Here is a 17,779-nt window from a genome sequence, read left to right on the forward strand (position 1 = left end):
GGGTAAATACCCGCGCCAGCCTGCCGGTTACAATGTAAACTTCAATGCCAGATTTACGATTCGCCCTTCGAGTGGTGCCCATACCGGCCGGAACGTGGGTTGCGTAACGGGACCGCTAACAACGGTTTCGTAATTGGCCTGTTTGATATTGAAGAGGTTCTCTGCGTTCAGAACGAGCCGCCAGTGATCGTTGTAATGGTATTCAGCGGCTCCCGCAAAGAACCAGTAATTCGCTACTTTCTGGTTGTTGTAAAGGTATTGCGAACCCACGTAAGCCGCTTCTATGCCGAACCGAAAATGCTCCGGCTCCCAGGCAACCGTGGTCGAAAATTTGTCCTGTGGAGCTAGCGGCAGATATGTATCGTCAACTGGTCCCGGACTGGATGGTCCGTCGCGCCGGGATAAGGTGTGGTTGTAACCTAGATAGAGTTCATAATCCTTGTACTCCAGCCGAACATACGTATCTGTACCTACGCTGAGCAGGTTGTATGGTGCGTTGATCAACTGTGTGTAAGCGCCCAGGTTATTCGACGTGCTCGCGAAAGCCGATACCACCGGCGAGTTGACATACGTATAATAAAAGGCCTGGTCGACCTGCACCGATAAGCCACTTTCGAAGGTTTTTAAGTACGCAATATCCATATTGGCACCCACCGATTTTTCAGCCTTTACATTCGCCACATCAATGGGAAGCAAGCGTGGGAAAATCAGACTGACATTCAACGCGCCGGGTGTTTGATTCACAAATAAGTTTGGCGTCTTGTAGCCCGTTCCCACGCTCAGCCGAACGGTCCACGGCTCGGAAGGTTTCAGCTTAACCGAAAGGCGGGGCAGCAGGAAATTGCCGAAGGTATTGTGGTGATCCAGCCGAAGACCCGCCTGCACCGCTACTGTTGAGCCCACCTGCCAGTCGTCCTGCACAAACCCGCCCAGGGTTTGGTATGTATAATCGACCAATCGGGTGCTGTCAGGGTTCTTACGGAAAGCTTCAACGGTTAGGTTCGCACCAACGATGAGCTGGTGTTTGCCAAATCGTTTCAGATTGTTCCCTTCCAGATAGAGTGAAGACTGCTTTCCGTCGGAAAGTTTCTGGTAATCGGTGTTTTGCCGGTGGAATGTACTCAGCGCCCCTTTTAGGGTAATAGCGTTGGTTTCTGACGTATTGTGGCTGGCGTCGAAATCGACCGTATGCCGTTGCAGGTCGGTGATGTTGCGGTAGGCATTGGGCTGAGTGCCTTCCAGCGCGGCCAGATACCCCCCCTCGCGGTGTTCGTCGGTGAACGAATACCCGATGTTCAACCGCGTATGATCGGTAGGGTTGTAGAAGAACTTCGGATGGAAATTGACCTGCTTGATTTGTGGGCTGTCCGTATAGCCATCGCCCGTTACATCGACGGCTTGCTGGTTGGTATAGCCCGCAAATAACGTCAGTCCGGTTTTTCCGTAACGCTGCGAATAATAGGCGTTGCTGTTACTTTCTTTCAGGCCTGACCGATTGATCAGAGCCGTAAACGTGGGTTTGTGGGAGGTGGGTGATTTCGACACGATGTTGATCATGCCACCAATAGCTCCGCCACCATACAGCGTCGACACGGAGCCTTTAATAATCTCCACCTGTTTTAAATCCAGGGGCGGAATTTGCAAGACGCCGAGATTGCCCGAAAATCCTTCATAGAGTGGTAATCCGTCGCGCAGAATCTGCGTGTATTTAGGATCAAGCCCCTGCATTCGGATAGCCTGATTGCCGTTGACCGCCGATGTTCGCTGAATGTGAATAATGGAAATATCGCCTAGAATGCTGCTCACGTTACCCGGAACGACCGCGCTTTCCTCGTCCATATCCTCCTGACCGAGCACTTCTACCTTAATGGGTAAATCGTCGATTCGGGAGTTGGTTCGGGTAGCGGTTACGGTCACTTCATCGAGTGATTCATCCTGACTATGAAGCCGAAAAACAAGAGTGTCGGCGGTAGTAGTTATCGGAAATGACTCGGTTTTGTAACCAACGGCGCTAACCGTCAGGGTTTTAACGGTAGTGGGCACGTTGGTGAGTCTGGTCAGGCCATTCACATCGGTGACGTTGCCGACTACGGGTTTTGAAGGCGTACGGACGGTTGCCGCAATAACGGGGGCATGAGTCAGGCTATCTTCAACCCGAATCAGGAGATTAGCTTGACCGAATGAAGAAAACGCGCTAAAAAGAAGCAGTCCAATAAAGAAGAGGTGTTTCATTGCTGTGAAGCTGTGAATTTGACAGCAAGTTTCGGCGGGAATTATGAAGAGAATTTGAAGAAAGCTTATCAGGTCGGAAATTCTATGCGAAAAGAGTGCTCCCATCTTTCTCTATCGTACACGTAAGTTAAAGGCAGGGCATAGCGCTCGCAGATTTGCTTGACAAGTGCCAGCCCCAATCCCATCGAGTCGGGCCGGGCTGGGTTTTTGACGAACCGATTGAAGAGCTGATGCTCGGGAAAGGGTAGTGGCTCGCCTGTATTTGTGATGGTTAACGCATTGGTCGTTAAGGCTAAACGGATAGAACTTTCTTGTTTTTCATCTCCGCCACCGCTATGCCGAACTGCGTTCTTCAGAAGATTTGTGAGTAGGACACGCGCTAGTTGCCGGTTCATACGCAGAATGACTTGGGGGGCGATAGCTCGTTTAACCACCAAGTGCCGGTGTTGAAAAAAAGGCTCGTATTCATCCGCACATTGTGTCAGTAACTCGCTCATGTCAACAGATTCGTCGTTGGCAAACTGGTTGTTTTCTACCTGCGTGAGTAACAGTAATGAACGATTGAGCTGGCTCAGCCGTTCCAGCGCGTCGGTGGCGCGTTGTAGATGGGCGTAGTCATTTTCCGTGAGGTGGTCGGACTGAAGTAGGAAATCCAGCTCGGCCGATGCAACCGCCAACGGGGTTTGTAATTCGTGCGAGGCATTCTCGGCGAATTGTTTTTGTAGAGAAAACTGGCGTCGTAATTTCTGCGTCAGTTCCCTTAGCGAACGATTAAGGAGACTGAACTCCCGGATGTTGCTTTCTGGATATACCGGTTCGCTGCCCGTATCGAGCCGGACGGTGCTAAGTTGGCTGATGGTGGCGTAAAAAGGATGCCACAAACGACTTGATAAGCCAACACCAATCGCGACAGATAAACCCATGAGCAGCAAAAAGCCAACGATAACCCCCACCGAGATTTCGCGCGACAGCTCATTGAATTCATAGTACGGCTGCTGAATGGTGATCAGATACAGCCGTCCCTGTATGAGTACCGTTTGTTGAAGTTGCCGAATCGGAATTGGTTCATTATGATTCAGCGAGTCAGGTACGGTTATGTCGGTGAAGGTGGGCCTCATGGATGTATTCACCCGCTCGATGCGCGGGTTGTTGTCCCAGTCGGTTAGGATCGAAAGTGGCTGATAACGCAGCTTTTGGGCCGTCTGGTTGACTTGTGCCATCAGAATTTCATCGACTTCATACCGGATTGTTCTGTGGATAAGTGTATAAAAGCCTACAGAGCCTACCAGCGCAATTGCGAAAGCTGTGCTGAGTAAATAGCGTGCTGTCTGGCTGAGAAGGCTCATGGCAGTCGGGTCGAAAAGACGTAACCGGCTCCGTATCGGGTCTGGATATAATCCGGGCACCCCGCCGTTATGAGCTTACGGCGCAGGTTTTTGACGTGCGTATACAGGAACTCGTGCGAGTCGGCGGCATCCATGGCATCGCCCCAGACATGCTCCGCGATGGCTGATTTCGACAGTAGCCGATTGGCATTGGTAACTAAAAACAGGAGCAGTTCGTATTCTTTACCCGTCAGTTTAATATCGCTCTCCTCAATTGTCACCCGTTGCTGGTCGGGCCAGAGAGTGAGCGACCCGGCTGTTAGTTGGGCCTGCCCATTAAACAAGCGTCGGCGCAGCACCGACCGCAACCTGGCGTTGAGTTCGGGCAGGTGAAAAGGCTTTGTCAGGTAGTCGTCGGCTCCGGCATCCAGACCGGTAAGTTTATCAGCCAGTGCGTCTTTAGCCGTTACGACAATAATGCCTGCCGTCGACTGCCGCTTTTTAAGTGCCCTGACCAAATCGAGGCCATTGCCGTCGGGCAGCATCAGGTCGACCACTACGCAATCGTAGTCATAATCATTTATTTTTTCAGCCGCTTCGGCAAATGTGGTAGCTGTAGTAACGGCATAGCCCTCACTTTCCAGATAGTGCTGTACCGCGGTTTGTAAAGCGGGTTCGTCTTCAATCAGGAGTATTTTCATAGGATTGTATCAGACAGCCTGTCTCCGGCCACCCGGCCCGCTGTCTGTATGTTGCCGACAGACAGCGGGCCGGGTGGCCGGAGACAGGCTGTCTGGTACAAGTTTACTGACTCCACTCGGTTGGCGTACGGTCCCAGCGGTGGCCTTTCAATTCCTGTAACAACTCGGGCGCTAGGGGACCTTTGTCGCTCACGGCGGTATTGGCTTCTACATTGCGAATCTGGCGCATTCCCGGAATGGTCGTGTGTACATCCGGGTTGCTCAGAATGAAGCGAAGGGCCATTTCGGGCATGGTCATACCGCCTGAAAGGAGCGGCTTCAGCGCATCGGCATGGTCAACACTGCTATTCAGGTTTTCGGGTACGAAATACGTTGACCGCCAGTCGTTTGCCGGGAAGGTCGTCTCTTTCGTGAAGGTGCCCGTTAACGTACCTTCATCGAAGGGGACACGGGCAATGATGCCCACGTTCATCTCACGACAGAGCGGAAACAGGTTGTCTTCGGGGTTCTGGTCGAAGATGTTGTAAATAACCTGTACAGCGTCGATTAACCCCGTGCGGATGGTATTGAGGCTGTTATCCGGCTCCCAGCGATTCACCGACAGGCCCCACGCCCGTACTTTACCCTGTTCACTCAGCTTCATGATGGCTTCTTTCCATTCATCCTGATCGGCCCAGCTGTCTTCCCAGACGTGAAACTGTTGCAGGTCGATGGTATCCACACCGAGGTTCTTCAGGCTTTTTTCGGTGTATTCAACGATGTAATCGGCCGGAAAAACGTCTTTCAGCTTAGCGCCTGCTTTCGATGGCCACTGCCGGTTTTTGGGTGGAATTTTGGTGGCTCCGTATAGTCGCTTGTCGGAGTTGTTCTTCAATAGTTGGTTGAGAATTTCTTCACTGACACCATCGGCATAGGCCCAGGCGGTATCAAAAAAATTACATCCCAGTTCAACGGAGCGCTGGAGGGCGCGCAAAACTTCAGCTTTATCGGACCCGGTCCAGCCAGCCAGGCCCCACATGCCATAGCCAATTTCAGAGATGTTCCAGCCTGTCCGGCCAAATGTACGATACTTCATAACAAGGGTTAAAATTTGTTGAATTTAGAGCGGTTCATCAGGGCACTTTACAAGCAAGGCGTTTCCGGTGTCCTTTTACCGCTGTCGTTAATTAGTTTTTATGAATATAAGTTACCGTTGATTTTCCTGTGAATGCCATTGCACAGTAAATCAGCGTTAAAGTTAATAAGCAACCCTAATTTTACTCGAGCCATTCGGAGGTAAGTAAGGAGTTGAATGTGATGGATTGGCATCCGTTCCTGAACGGCTTGCAGTTCTATGATGATTGCTTCATAAATCACAATGCCCATAGCGAATGTTTTGTTCAAAATATGGCCCTTGTAAATCACGGGTAATTCGACCTGTCGCTCAACGTACAGGCCGAGACTTTTCAGTTCGAATAAAATGAGAGGTATTCTCCATACACACTTTCGAGTAAGCCAGAGCCTAACTCCCGGTGTACGTCAATACTGGCACCTATAATCTTACTGCTTAGCGATTTATAGGGTGCTTCGTTCGTAGTGGTTACGTTTGTCTAACCAAAAAAGAATATTTTTTTCAGCTTTTGGATGGGATGCTTTTAGAATTAGGCTTGTCTGTTCACTACACCTATTTACAGAAAGTCTTTGTGTCTCTGTAGTTTATAAAGATATTGAATTACAGAGACGCAAAGAACACAGAGCAAAAGGATTATTAAGAGGGGGTACCTGTGTCGCTATCCGACTGTATACGGAAGACTTTGTGTTCTTTGTGTTTCTGTGGTTCATAAAAAACATGGCTGACAGAACCTATTCTATTCGTCTAACTACAAAAAATATGCTCGTTCGTATCGTTCGCATGACGTTTCAGGAGGATAAACTGGACGATTTTCATGCCATTTTTGACCGATCAAAGCACCACATTCGGGCTTTTTCCGGTAATCATCACCTCGAACTCCTACGCGATTCCGATCAGCCAAACGTGCGTATGACCTACAGCCTTTGGGAATCGGCCGACGCGCTGGAGGCTTATCGCCGAAGTGACCTATTTCGCACAACCTGGGCCGCTACCAAAGTGCTCTTCGCCGAGCGACCCATAGCGTTTTCGGGCGAAAAGCTGGAAGAGATAAACGGTTGATTCAGTGAGTAAAATCACTTAAATTGTGCCTTCTGCACACAAAATATCAACCCCTCAACATACATGAATCGTCAGCTTTCCATTACCTGGTTGACTACCTGTCTGCTAACCTGGCTGACCACGATCACGTATGGGCAAACCACCACGCTCACGGGCTATGTGTCGGATGCCACCACGGGTAAACCAATGCCGTTTGCCAACGTTTATCTTAACGGCAGCACCCGCGGTACGACCACTAACGAGCAGGGGTATTATTCACTAAAGGGCGTGCCACTTGGAACGGTTGAGGTAGTGGCCTCCTTCATTGGCTATCAGCCGAGCAAACGCATATTTCGGCTGGATAATAACCCCGATAATAGAGTTAGCTTCCGGCTTAAACCCAGCGATCAAACGCTGGCCACCGTTACCGTTCGGGGAAATCCTAAAAAATGGCAGCAGCATCTGAGGCAATTCAAACGGCAGCTACTGGGCGAACCTTTTGGTGGCCAATGCCAGATTTTAAATGTCGATGCACTGAGCTTTCACGAAGAAGACAGCCATCTGAAAGCCACCGCCAGCGAGCCACTCGTTATTGAGAACCAGGCGCTGGGGTATAAAATCTGGTACGACCTGCTGCACTTCGACGGAACATCAAAAAAGGTATATTATGCCGGAGCTACCCGGTTTGAAGAGATCAAGCCGACGGATGAACGGCAGGCTAACCGATTCCGGCGTAACCGAATGCGGGCTTATCAAGGATCGACCCGGCATTTGATGGCCAGTTTGATCGACAGCACGTACGAGAAGGAGGGCTTCCTGGTCTATCAGGAAGATCTGGTCGTGCCAATTGCAAAAAATAGAGATAATCGAACTACATTATTCGGTTCGGTGAATGGCCGTCTCAAGCCATTACGCATAAAAGAAATGATTCAGCCGGGGCGATTGCCAAACGAGCGACGGCTGGTATCGGCCCAGCCCCTGGTGGTGTTTTACACCAATGCCCAGTCCAACTATTCACCGTATTTCGATGCCCGTTATGCCTACACACAAATTGTGCTACCTGCCGGACAACTCGAAATGACGGTGGATGGAACGGTTACGCTGCCCTTCGGCGCTGAAATTCAGGGGTCGCTGGCCGACGACCGCGTATCGACCATGCTGCCCGCCGACTGGACTCCTAATCCGGCCGATGCCGAATCTACGAAGATCAACGCCCCCGTTGCTACTCAGGGAAAGCTGATGCCGCCCGACGCCCGCATGAACCGGATTGCAAGGGCCTTTAACGAGCGGTTTCAGGCACTGGCGCCAGTTTTGTTTCTGCATACCGATAAGCCTCTTTACGCTACCGGCGACCGCGTCTGGCTAAGTGCGTACCTGCTCGATGCCACTACGAACCGCCGACCACTTGGTGAAACAGCTATTCATACTGATCTGCTGACGGCCTCGGGCAAACTTATTCAACATCAATGGCTAAAGGTGGAGGACGGTCGGGCAATTGGAAACTTCCGGTTGTCAGACACGTTGGCTTCGGGAACGTACCGGTTGAGGGCCTATACGGATGAAGACGACGGCCAGCACCGACCTGCTTTTGATCGGTCTATTGCGGTGTATAATATTCTTCAGGGAACGGGCCTGACGCGCAAATCCGTTGCTACCGATACGTTGCAAAAGTCAATGGACGTTCAGCTTTTGCCCGAAGGCGGTCGATGGTTGGTGGGGTTGCCTGCCCGGCTAGGCATCAAGATCGTTCAGCCAAACGGGCATGGGTTAGCTGTAACGGGTCGGATTGTAAACGAGCAGGGCATGGAAGTCGCCCGGTTTGTAACCAGTGCGCTCGGGATGGGTAGTGTCGTGTTGACGCCCCAGAACGGCCGTAAATATTACGCTGAAGTGCAGCACAATGGCTACCAGCAGTTGACTCCGCTGCCCTCAGCCGAGCCGGAAGGATTCATGCTGGCGGCCGATGTAGTTAGCGATACCAGTCGGCTGGCGCTTACAATACTGGGTACCAGCCGCCCGGCGAAAGACTCGGTGTATGTGCTGATTCAGCAACAGGGCCGACTGGTGGAGCAACGAAAGATTTTGCTCGACAATGGCGTGGCGCGGGTAAATCTGCCGAGTGCGTCGCTGCCGTCGGGGCTCAACCAGATTACCCTTTACGATGCTACCGCCCGCCCACAAGCCGAACGGCTGGTCTTTTTGCCCGAACGGGTACCGCCCATAAAAGTAATTGTGGGGGTGAACAAAACGCGCTATCAGCCCCGTGAGAAGGTAATCATGAGTGTTAACCTGAATGATGATGGTTTACCCGCCGTAGCAGGGTTGTCGGCTTCCATCACCGATATTGGGCAGGTGCCTGACGATACCGCAGAAGCCACCATTCGTACGCACTTATTGCTCACCGGCGAACTACGCGGACATGTTGAACAACCTAATTGGTACGTTACCGATAACTCACCTGCAACCCGCCGGGCGGTCGATGACCTGTTATTGACGCAGGGCTGGCGACGGGTAAGCGGTACTCCCTCCACCGAATTACTCGGGGGCGTTTCGGTGATGGGGCGGCTACTCAACACCAAAAACCAACCGATGGCGGGCGCACAGGTCATTTTGGCCTCTACTGCTGCCGGGCAGGCATTTGTGCGGTCGGCGGGTGCCGACGAGTGGGGCCGGTTTCGGCTTGCGGGTTTTTCCATTGCCGATACGCTTAAGCTGGTAGCCCAGATTACCGATCGTCAGTTAAAAAATATTCCGGGTAAAGACGTCCATCTGGTGCTGGAAGGGCCGCAAACCAGCTGGCTGCCGGATACCGCGCGGGTACTGCCGAATTGGTCGGCTCTGCGGGCGCAACTGGATGCAGCTCGCACCCGTCAGGAAGGAGACGCAGAGTTTTACCGGGATAAACGAGTGAAACTACTGAAAGAAGTGACCGTTCGAGGCCGACGAACCGATGATCGTCCGGAGGATATTCAACGGTCCAGTCTGCACAAAGAAGCCGATGCGGTACTACTCTTCGATGATAAGTCACCCCGTTTTTTCAATTTGTACGAAATGATACGAGGGCGGGTCGCCGGAGTTACCGTAGCCCAGTCAACGACATCGCTGGTGGGGTCTTATCAGGTCATTATTCGGGGAATTGGCAGTCTTAAGAGTAGTACACAGCCATTATTTCTGATGGATGGCATGCCCATTGATGATGCTGATGGTACCGCTTTGCTCTCCTTTAATCCGGCCGATATTGAGCGGATCGAAGTGCTGAAAAACGGGGGCACGGCGGGTATTTATGGCGTTCGGGGCGGCAATGGGGTCATTGCGTTTTACTCCAGGCGTTTCCGGCCGGGGCAGTCGACCGCTGATGATGAAAAAGCGGGTATAAAACAGATACAGGTTATTGGTTTCCCATCCGTTCAGCGGGAGTTTTACGTGCCCCACTATGAAACCGCTTCGGCAGATCGGCCCGGCGAAGGGCAGACGGAGTCTTCGGAGCGTATCGACCGACGGGACGTGTTGTACTGGAAGCCCATCATGCAAACCGACAGTCAGGGCCATAGCCAACTGGTGTTCCCGCTATCAGACGTTGTGCGAACGTTGCGGGTAGTCGTACAGGGCATCACGGCCGATGGACGACCGGTGGTGGGTATACATCATATTCGCGTGCAGTAGCGCTGTTTTGTCCTTTCTACTTATTTTCCCCAGACAGGCGTAGGTGTATTTGCATCGAAAAGCTCGTCGATGTAATAATCTCGTCTTGGGCGTTTATTACATTCATCGCCACCAATCGGATATAGGCAGGCCGCATAGATCGCCACATCGTTGGGGTTCATCAAACTGACATACGCTCCATTCGGGTATTTGTCTGTTTTATGCGCCCGCTTCAGCAGGCAATGGCCAAGTTCATGAAACACCAGGCATTCCCGCGCCTGCTGACTGGCTTGCTGCCAGCAAAAAGCGTCGCTATTTAGCGTAATACGGGGTGTTTTGCCATTGTCGAGCAAACACTCCCCGCATATATCTTCGCTCACGGCTGACCCGAATGTAACAATCAGATTGTCGGTCGAAACCTGACTGTTTCGCTTTTTCGCTTCTTTCCGAAACGACTGGATATACGGCTCCACCTCAGTTGGCACACTATATTGTATGGGTTCTGGTTGAGGGTCTGAGTGGCAGCCTGTCAATAGAAAGAGTATTAAAAATAGATAATGGCGCATATGAAAAAGAGGACGCTGGAGTGAGTATTTACTCATGCCATTTCATCTGGGAAGCCGGTCCGGCGTCCCGGTTTGCTTTCGTCAGTAAATACTGACTTCATAAAGAGGCACGAGCGTATGCGCGCGCCAGCGCAACCGATTAAGCTTTACGCTTCCACGCCAACCACGCCACTACGGCCAGACAAGTACCAAACCAAGCGAAGGGTAATCGCAGATCAATCAACGATAGAATCCCAAATATCACGGTTGTCACAAAGCTGGCTACGCCCTGTAAGGCCTGGTTGATCCCGAAGATTTCGCCCCGGTCTTCGTCTGATGTTAGTTGGGCCATCAGTCCTTCAATCAGGCCCTGAATGAGCGACAGCGTCAGACAGTCGACTGTAACCAGGATGTACAGCCACAAAACTGACGTTCCCACTAGTCCATAACTGCCCAGCACTGGTGCACCCAAAAGAGCAAGCCAGAAAATGCCCCGTCGCTGGTTAATTCGATCGGCAATGTAGGCGTAAAAGACATAGCTGATGACAACGCTTAGTCCTCCGAAATACATGAAGAAATAAGAAATAGCTTTGGCGTCCATCTGCAACGCCCCGAAGCTGGCGAAGGTGACGAAGTAAAAATAGTAGCCGGTGCTGAGCGTAAGCGCCAGTTGCATCATAACCAATATCTTCAGGCCTTTGTATTGCCGATCTTTGGCTAGCAGCCTTGTCCACAGAGTATGTACGTCGAGTGAGTTGGCCAGTTCCGTTTTCAGGGCTGCTGTTGTAATACCTGGCGGATTGGGATGGGTTTCGCGCAGTGTCCAGCTTAGAATCATGTTCACACTCGATAAGGTAACGGCCATGATCGCGACCACCCGTGCCTGATCGCCCTGAACCACATCGAAGGTCGTCAGCAACAGGCCCGATACCGCCGGACCAATGACGAACCCGAGCGAGATGATTGCACCTTCAATGCCGAGGTTTTTAAACAGACTTTCTTTGGGCGAAATATCCGTAATTGCCGAGCGGACCGTGGCGTACATGCCATTCGTCGTGCCATCGCTCACCCGATTCGCAAAGTAATACCCCACCCGAACGGGAAGCAGCAGGCAGTCGGCGAGGAAGGTGCCAATGGCCGAAATGATAAAAATGGGGCGACGGCCGTAACCATCAGAGAGCTTTCCTAACAGCGGGGCCGAGAACAACTGCATACCCAGAAACAGCGCTGTACCAACGGCCAGCCATAATTGGGGGCGTTCCAGCCCTTTTACAAACTCCGGCAAAATTGGGCCGACCGCCGAGCCGACAATGACATCAATGAAAATGATGGCGTAAATATGAAACAGTTGACGGTTGGCCACAAAAAAGGGGTTCGGTAGGGTGCAAAGTTACCCTACCATGCGTTCATATACCTCGTTGAATTCACTATTCCGACTTTGTTTGTAATGGTCGGTATGGTAGCGGTCGAGTTTATCAAGAATCTGTACCAGAATGGCCTTCTCGCCGTCTGTCAATGAACCGAAAGCGACGTCGGCTACCTGATTCATGATTGGGAAACACTCCTGAATAGTCGCCAGCCCTTTTGGTGTTAAACGCAGACGTTTGGACCGGCGATCCTGTTCGTCGGGAAACTCTTCGAGGTATTCCATTCGGATGTGCCGGTTGATAATATCGGTCCCCGACGCGAATTCCGCCATCATTTCATAGATCACTTCACTCTTTTTAGGCGTACCCATCTGTAATACGACAAGTAGATAAACTGGGTCGTCCATGCCTTTGACATCCAGCGACTGCATGGCCTTTTTAGAGTAGAAATAAGCATATTTCGACAGCCTGCCGACCAATGCCGCCAACCGGGCTTCGGGCCGAATAGAAATCATCGGCTGGTGTACCGTGTCGCTGAGGCTCTCTTTCCATTGGTCGTTGTGAATCTTGTCGTCATCGACGGTAGGAATGGCCCCGTTTGTTGCCGATTCATGCAGTTGATTGGTTAGGAAATGCAGACAGAAACCCGCCAGCGTGGCATCTGGCGTAACGGCACTATAAGCGGCCCATCGATTAACCAACTCAATAACGTTTTGCTCTCCTTTATCCATAACACTACGCTTTCGTAACAAACAACGTACTTGTCTTACGAAATCGCTACGAAAATAAAATTTTTTAAACTAAAAGAATAATTTATTACGAATGCGTAGTATTATTGCATTTATGATGTGAGATAACTACGGTTATATAATATATGTTGTTTCTTGCCTTGCTCACGGGCTCATGGTAAAGACGCAATGCACATATGGACAAGCGACTACTGGCTACTACAAACGGATGATAGCAGAACTAAAAGAAGTGGGCAAAGAATACAAGACCGGCGATCAGACGATTGTCGCCCTGCAACCAACGACGCTCCAATTAAGCGAAGGTGAACTGATGCTCATCATTGGGCCATCAGGTTCGGGTAAAACCACTCTATTGTCGATGCTGGGGTGTGTTATCTACCCCAGTTACGGCAATCTATGGGTCGATGGGCAGCATATCAATAAGCTCAGTGAGAAAGCGCTGGCAGCTCTTCGGCTGAATACTATCGGGTTTGTTTTTCAGAATTTCAACTTGCTGGCTCCGCTCACCGCTGAAGAAAACGTGCTGATGCCGCTTCAGCTTCAGGGTGTCAATAAGGCCGAAGCTCGCGACCGTACCGAACAGGCGCTCAAAACGGTCGGGATGATCGACCGCCGAAAAAATCTGCCTAAACAACTCTCGGGCGGGCAGCAGCAACGCATTGCTATTGCCCGCGCGCTAGTGACTAACCCCAAGCTGGTCTTGTGCGATGAACCTACGGCCTCGCTCGACAAAGACTCGCTGGCTATCGTCATGCGCGAATTACGGGCGCTGGCCGATGGTGGTAAATCGGTAGCCGTTGTTACCCACGACCCGCGCCTGAAATCGTATGCTCATCGGATTGTGGAGGTCGACAACGGATTTGTTAAGGAAACAAGTGAATTCAATGACGTATAACCATGAATAATACACTACGTAAACCTACCGCCAGCTGTGTAAACGCAAAGCGCAAAAAAGCCTGTTCAATGATCTTTTGCATCCTGACGGCCAGCCTTTCGCTGTTTTCCTGCGGAGATAAAAAGCAGAAAGCCGAGGCCCAGCAGGACTCAGTTCGAACGGCGCAAACGGCCCGGCAAATTGCCGAAGTGCTGGGTGTGGCTGTAATCGAGCCAGCCGCCCGCATCAGCAAGCTGGCCGCCGAAACCGATGGGCTTGTTAAAACAGTGAACGTCGACATTGGGCAGCAGGTCAAAAAAGGACAGGTGCTCCTGACGATGGATAACGCCGTGGAATCGGCCCAGCTTCAGCAGGCGACCGTTAAAATGAAGACGCAGCAGGACGCTATTGAAACGGCCCGGCAAAATGTACAGACGCTTCGGGTGCAGCTCCAGAAGGCCGAAGCCGACTTGAAACGGAACGAAACACTGTTTGCCGGTAATGCCCTCACCCGAAAAGAACTCGATGATTCACGCTACGATGTACAAAACCTGCAACAGCAGATTCGGGCGTCGGAAGCACAGGTGAAACAAGCGCAGGGGCGCATTACCGAGCTGCGGGCCGATAGCGAGTATGCCAGTACAGTAGCGGGGCTGAAAACGGTAAAGGCACCCGCCGATGGTACCTTGTTGAGTCTGGATGCTAAAATTGGGCAGTACCTGAGCAGTAACCAGTCCATTGGCGATTTTGCTCCCGCTGGTCCACTGGTAGCGGTAACGGAAATCGACGAACTGTTTGCGCTAAAGGTAAAAGTTGGCCAGAAGGCATATATCCGCCAGCAGGGGAGCAGCGACCGCCTGACGACCGGTACCGTCGTACTGGCGTCACCTTATCTGCGTAAGAAATCGCTCTTTTCCGATAACGCGTCGAACCTCGAAGACCGGCGCGTTCGCGAAGTACGGGTCCGGCTGGATGATCCCGGTAAAGTAATCATTGGAGCACGGGTAGAATGCCTCATTAATGTTAACTAATTATGCTTCAAACGGCATTCAGCTTTCTGAAATATGACAGAGCCAAGTCGATTGGAACGATGGTTGGCATTACCCTGTCGGTGTTTCTGGTTGGCCAGCAAACGGGCGTGTTTCTGTTTCTGACTAACTCCATTATCAACGTAGTCAACAGCAACCGCCAATACATCTGGATTGTCGATGAAAGTACCACCGATGCCAATAAGACTGTTCCGCTGGATGTGCGGATCGGGCGGGAGATTGCCAGTATTGCCGGGGTAAAGCAGGTACATGAAGTGGTTATATCGGCGGGTTCTGTAAAGCGGCTCAATGGGAAAACCGCCGGTCTTTCGCTCATCGGTGTGCAGGCACCCGCCTATGCCGGGATGTGGAATGTCGAACCGGAAACCTCGCCCAGCCTGCTACTGACCGAAGGCGCTTTGTTTATGGACGTTTTTTCGGAGAACCTTAAAGACGTGAAAGTAGGGGAGGCTTTCGAACTGAACGGCGAACGGGTATACAAAGCCGGACAGACCCGCGGTACGCAGGGACTGGGCATCGACTATGCGTTTACTACCATCGAACGCGCCCGTAGCCTGACAGGCTTTTCGTCCGACAAGGTCAGCTTCTTTCTGGTGGAGGCACAGCCCAATGTCGATAAGGTACAACTGGTAAACCGTATCAACGCAGCCATTCCGGGCATCCGGGCCTGGACGGGCGAAGCCTTCGCGGAAAGCACATTTACACGGGCCGTTGTGTCGGGTGGTTTTGCCGCCACCTTCGGCTTCCTGATTGTGTTTGCTATCATCGCCGGGTTTGTCATTATCGGTCTTACGTTGTATTCGGCGGCCAACGAGCGCATACAGGATTACGGTACCCTGAAAGCCATCGGGGCAACGAACCGCTACATCGCCCGACTTATTCTGCTTCAGGCCATAATACTGGCGGTTATTGGCTACGGGATCGGGCGGTTGTTTGTCGAGGGGTTTCGTTTACTGCTATTGTCAATCGGTTCCAACTTCAGCTTTTCTGTCTGGCTCGAAGTGGGCTTTATCAGCGTTACCCTTTTCATTGCGCTGGGCGGCAGTCTGTTTGCGATTCGGCGTATCACATCGCTGGAGCCCGCGTCGGTATTCAGGCGGTGATAAACGAGTGAATGTGGGCCTGGCTTGCTCAGGACAGGTGTCTATTACTTTTACTTTATTTAATCAGCATGAAGTCGCTATCCGCTATAGTCTTCTTTACACTCATTTTTTCGCTCAATGGGAAGGCACAACCCTTTACGCTTACGCTGGATCAGGCCCTTAAGCAGGCACAGGCCAACCGGCTGGAGTTGCTGAATGGTCAGTTACAAACGCAGATCGCGCAGAGTGACGAAGCCCGCCGACGCGCCCGCTGGCAACCGCAACTGAAAGCCACAGCTGATTTTCGGTGGAACACGCAAATTCAGCAGAGCGTCATAAAAAATGCACCCTTTGCTAACGGGCAGGATGTTGTGCTCCGCTTCGGGACGCCAATCGCCAACGTATTGAATGTGCAGGCCGAACAGAAAATCTACGACGCCCAATCGCCCATCGACCGCCGTATAAATCAGGTCAATGTAACGACTCAGCAGACGACGCTGGAGAAAACCGCCATCGACATACGGCAGCAGGTAACGGAAGCCTACTATCAGGCCGTATTCAACCGCGAGAAAATTCGGTTGTCGGAGCGGGCCCGGATGCGGGCGCAGGGCTATCTGGAACAGGCGCAAACCCGCCTTCGGGCCGGAACACTCCTGCAAACGGATTTCGACCGGTTCGCGCTTGATCTGAGCAATGCCGAGCTTACCTACCGCAACGACCAGCGCGACTATTCGCTCAGTCTGGATAACCTCCGTTATCGGATCAACACGACCCAGACCGTTGAACCTGCCGATTCGCTGGAAGCTTTGTTTACCCAGTTTCAGGAGGAAGCAACCGGGAGCCGGGTGGAACTGAAACAGGAAGAACTGAGCCGCCAGCTCAATGAGCTGAATCAGCAACGCGAGCAGGCCCGACTCGCGCCGGTAGTGTCGGCCTATGGGGCTTATTTTGCACAGCAACTGGCCGATGTCTTTAATCCCTTTCAAGCCGATACCTGGTATCGCTACAACTATGTGGGGGTTCAGGTCAACATCCCGATTTTCGACGGGCGACAGGCGCGGCTTAATCGGCAGGACTACGTACGTCGTGCTCAAGTGAACCAGAATACCATTTTACAACTCAAAAACGACTTCGAGTACGAAACGCGTTCGGCTAAGAATACCCTCGATCAAGCCCGGGAGAACCTCGTCCAAACCCGGAAGAACATCGTACAGGCGCAGCGTATACTCGCCGTTGACCGGGTTCGTTTTGATGCCGGTACGCTGTTGATGGCCGACTTCCGAAACAGTGAATACAGCTTGCAACAGGCCGAGACGAACTACCTCCGCTCGGTATACGATGCCCTGCTAGGTCAGTTGCAGTTGCGGAAAGCCAGAGGCAGTTTGTAGGGAGCTAGTGCGCACATCGACTTAAAACGTCATGACGTAAAACTGACAGGTAAACGACTGGCCAAACTCGTGCATTGCGCGCTGATACGTTGGCTGAAAGCCGTAGCGTTCGTAAAACTGCATCAGTTTAGGGCGTGTGGCATCGGTTTCGAGTTGCAGGGTGTTGATGCCGCGTTTCAGGCACTCGGCACGGCTGAAGTCGATAATAGCCGCAAAGAGATTTTGCCCGTTGAACGGTCGGCGAATGGCCAGTTTGTGTATGAAACCCGAAGTATTGGGTGGTACATCGGGCCAGTAGAGCGGATCTATCCATTGCAGGATAAAGACCGCAGCCGGTTCGGGGCCGGTGCCTTCTTTGCGGTCGGCATACATGACATACAGGTTGCCGGTTGTGTATTTGTCGAGCAGATTTTCGGCGGTGAGGGTACTGACTTGCCAGAGTTCGCGGTCATTGTCGGCGAGCCATTGGCCCACTTCACGGAGGATAGCAAGGGCGAGGTCGGGCTGGTCGTTTCGGAAGGTGGTGGTCATAGTGAAGGAAGTTGTGTGGGTTGTGTCTGTGTAGGCTACATCTGTCCGTGTAGGCTACATCTGTCCGTGAGCTGTACCTGTCCGTGAGCTATGCCTGTCCGTGAGCTGTACCTGTCCGTATGTTGCACATACGGTTATCCACAGT

At 51.9% G+C, this 17,779-nt stretch carries 15 protein-coding genes and 1 pseudogene; 6 read left to right on the top strand and 10 right to left on the bottom strand.

The genetic code is table 11. The features are described from left to right. Window positions 1–27: 27 nt before the first annotated feature. From NT073_RS07935 to NT073_RS33325, 6 genes and pseudogenes are all read right to left on the bottom strand, one after another. Window positions 28–2,232 (bottom strand): TonB-dependent receptor, encoded by a 2,205-nt coding sequence (locus NT073_RS07935; RefSeq protein WP_297371398.1) that lies wholly within the window; start codon window positions 2,230–2,232, stop codon window positions 28–30. Window positions 2,233–2,300: 68 nt separating this feature from the next. Next, on the bottom strand, window positions 2,301–3,578 hold the full coding sequence (locus NT073_RS07940; protein ID WP_297371401.1) for a HAMP domain-containing sensor histidine kinase: 1,278 nt from the start codon (window positions 3,576–3,578) through the stop codon (window positions 2,301–2,303). After that, the gene (locus tag NT073_RS07945; RefSeq protein ID WP_297371403.1) at window positions 3,575–4,258 is read right to left on the bottom strand and encodes a response regulator transcription factor; all 684 of its coding nucleotides are present in this window, start codon (window positions 4,256–4,258) and stop codon (window positions 3,575–3,577) included. The genes NT073_RS07940 and NT073_RS07945 overlap by 4 nt, the downstream gene beginning before the upstream one ends. 103 nt (window positions 4,259–4,361) lie before the next feature. Then, window positions 4,362–5,333, bottom strand: coding sequence for an aldo/keto reductase (locus NT073_RS07950; protein WP_297371405.1), 972 nt, complete (start codon window positions 5,331–5,333; stop codon window positions 4,362–4,364). Between the two features lie 98 nt (window positions 5,334–5,431). Next, a complete protein-coding gene (locus tag NT073_RS33320) occupies window positions 5,432–5,728 on the bottom strand; it encodes a GxxExxY protein (RefSeq protein WP_366107233.1) in 297 nt (98 codons plus the stop codon). After that, window positions 5,704–5,799, bottom strand: a pseudogene (locus NT073_RS33325) (GxxExxY protein); the annotation flags it as partial. The pseudogene NT073_RS33325 and the gene NT073_RS33320, both read right to left, overlap by 25 nt. Window positions 5,800–6,128: 329 nt before the next feature. Between NT073_RS33325 and NT073_RS07955 the strand changes: the two are divergent. Beyond that, complete coding sequence (locus NT073_RS07955) at window positions 6,129–6,428, top strand: antibiotic biosynthesis monooxygenase family protein (RefSeq protein WP_297371408.1); 300 nt, start codon at window positions 6,129–6,131, stop codon at window positions 6,426–6,428. Between the two features lie 63 nt (window positions 6,429–6,491). Continuing rightward, entirely contained in the window at window positions 6,492–10,070 is a 3,579-nt protein-coding gene (locus NT073_RS07960; RefSeq protein ID WP_297371410.1) for a carboxypeptidase regulatory-like domain-containing protein, read from the top strand. A 20-nt stretch (window positions 10,071–10,090) separates the two neighbouring features. On the opposite strand, the gene NT073_RS07965 is transcribed toward NT073_RS07960, so the two are convergent. From NT073_RS07965 to NT073_RS07975, 3 genes are all read right to left on the bottom strand, one after another. Then, window positions 10,091–10,534, bottom strand: a complete 444-nt coding sequence (locus NT073_RS07965) for a hypothetical protein (RefSeq protein WP_297371412.1) — start codon at window positions 10,532–10,534, stop codon at window positions 10,091–10,093. A gap of 220 nt (window positions 10,535–10,754) precedes the next feature. After that, complete coding sequence (locus tag NT073_RS07970) at window positions 10,755–11,957, bottom strand: MFS transporter (RefSeq protein ID WP_297371414.1); 1,203 nt, start codon at window positions 11,955–11,957, stop codon at window positions 10,755–10,757. A 27-nt stretch (window positions 11,958–11,984) separates the two neighbouring features. Continuing rightward, window positions 11,985–12,692: a MarR family transcriptional regulator gene (locus tag NT073_RS07975; RefSeq protein WP_297371416.1), complete on the bottom strand. Its 708-nt coding sequence runs from the start codon at window positions 12,690–12,692 to the stop codon at window positions 11,985–11,987. A 226-nt stretch (window positions 12,693–12,918) separates the two neighbouring features. Here NT073_RS07975 and NT073_RS07980 point away from each other — a divergent pair, with 226 nt between their 5' ends. The 4 genes from NT073_RS07980 (at window position 12,919) to NT073_RS07995 (ending at window position 17,103) form a co-directional block, all read left to right on the top strand. Next, entirely contained in the window at window positions 12,919–13,605 is a 687-nt protein-coding gene (locus NT073_RS07980; RefSeq protein WP_297371419.1) for an ABC transporter ATP-binding protein, read from the top strand. Window positions 13,606–13,607: 2 nt separating this feature from the next. Further along, window positions 13,608–14,615, top strand: coding sequence for an efflux RND transporter periplasmic adaptor subunit (locus NT073_RS07985; protein ID WP_297371420.1), 1,008 nt, complete (start codon window positions 13,608–13,610; stop codon window positions 14,613–14,615). 2 nt (window positions 14,616–14,617) lie between these two features. Then, window positions 14,618–15,736, top strand: a complete 1,119-nt coding sequence (locus tag NT073_RS07990) for an ABC transporter permease (protein ID WP_297371423.1) — start codon at window positions 14,618–14,620, stop codon at window positions 15,734–15,736. Window positions 15,737–15,804: 68 nt separating this feature from the next. After that, the gene (locus NT073_RS07995; RefSeq protein ID WP_297371426.1) at window positions 15,805–17,103 is read left to right on the top strand and encodes a TolC family protein; all 1,299 of its coding nucleotides are present in this window, start codon (window positions 15,805–15,807) and stop codon (window positions 17,101–17,103) included. 21 nt (window positions 17,104–17,124) lie between these two features. On the opposite strand, the gene NT073_RS08000 is transcribed toward NT073_RS07995, so the two are convergent. Continuing rightward, entirely contained in the window at window positions 17,125–17,634 is a 510-nt protein-coding gene (locus tag NT073_RS08000; RefSeq protein ID WP_297371430.1) for a GNAT family N-acetyltransferase, read from the bottom strand. Window positions 17,635–17,779: the final 145 nt, after the last annotated feature.

The organism is Spirosoma sp. (assembly GCF_026391055.1).
Classification (GTDB): domain Bacteria; phylum Bacteroidota; class Bacteroidia; order Cytophagales; family Spirosomataceae; genus Spirosoma.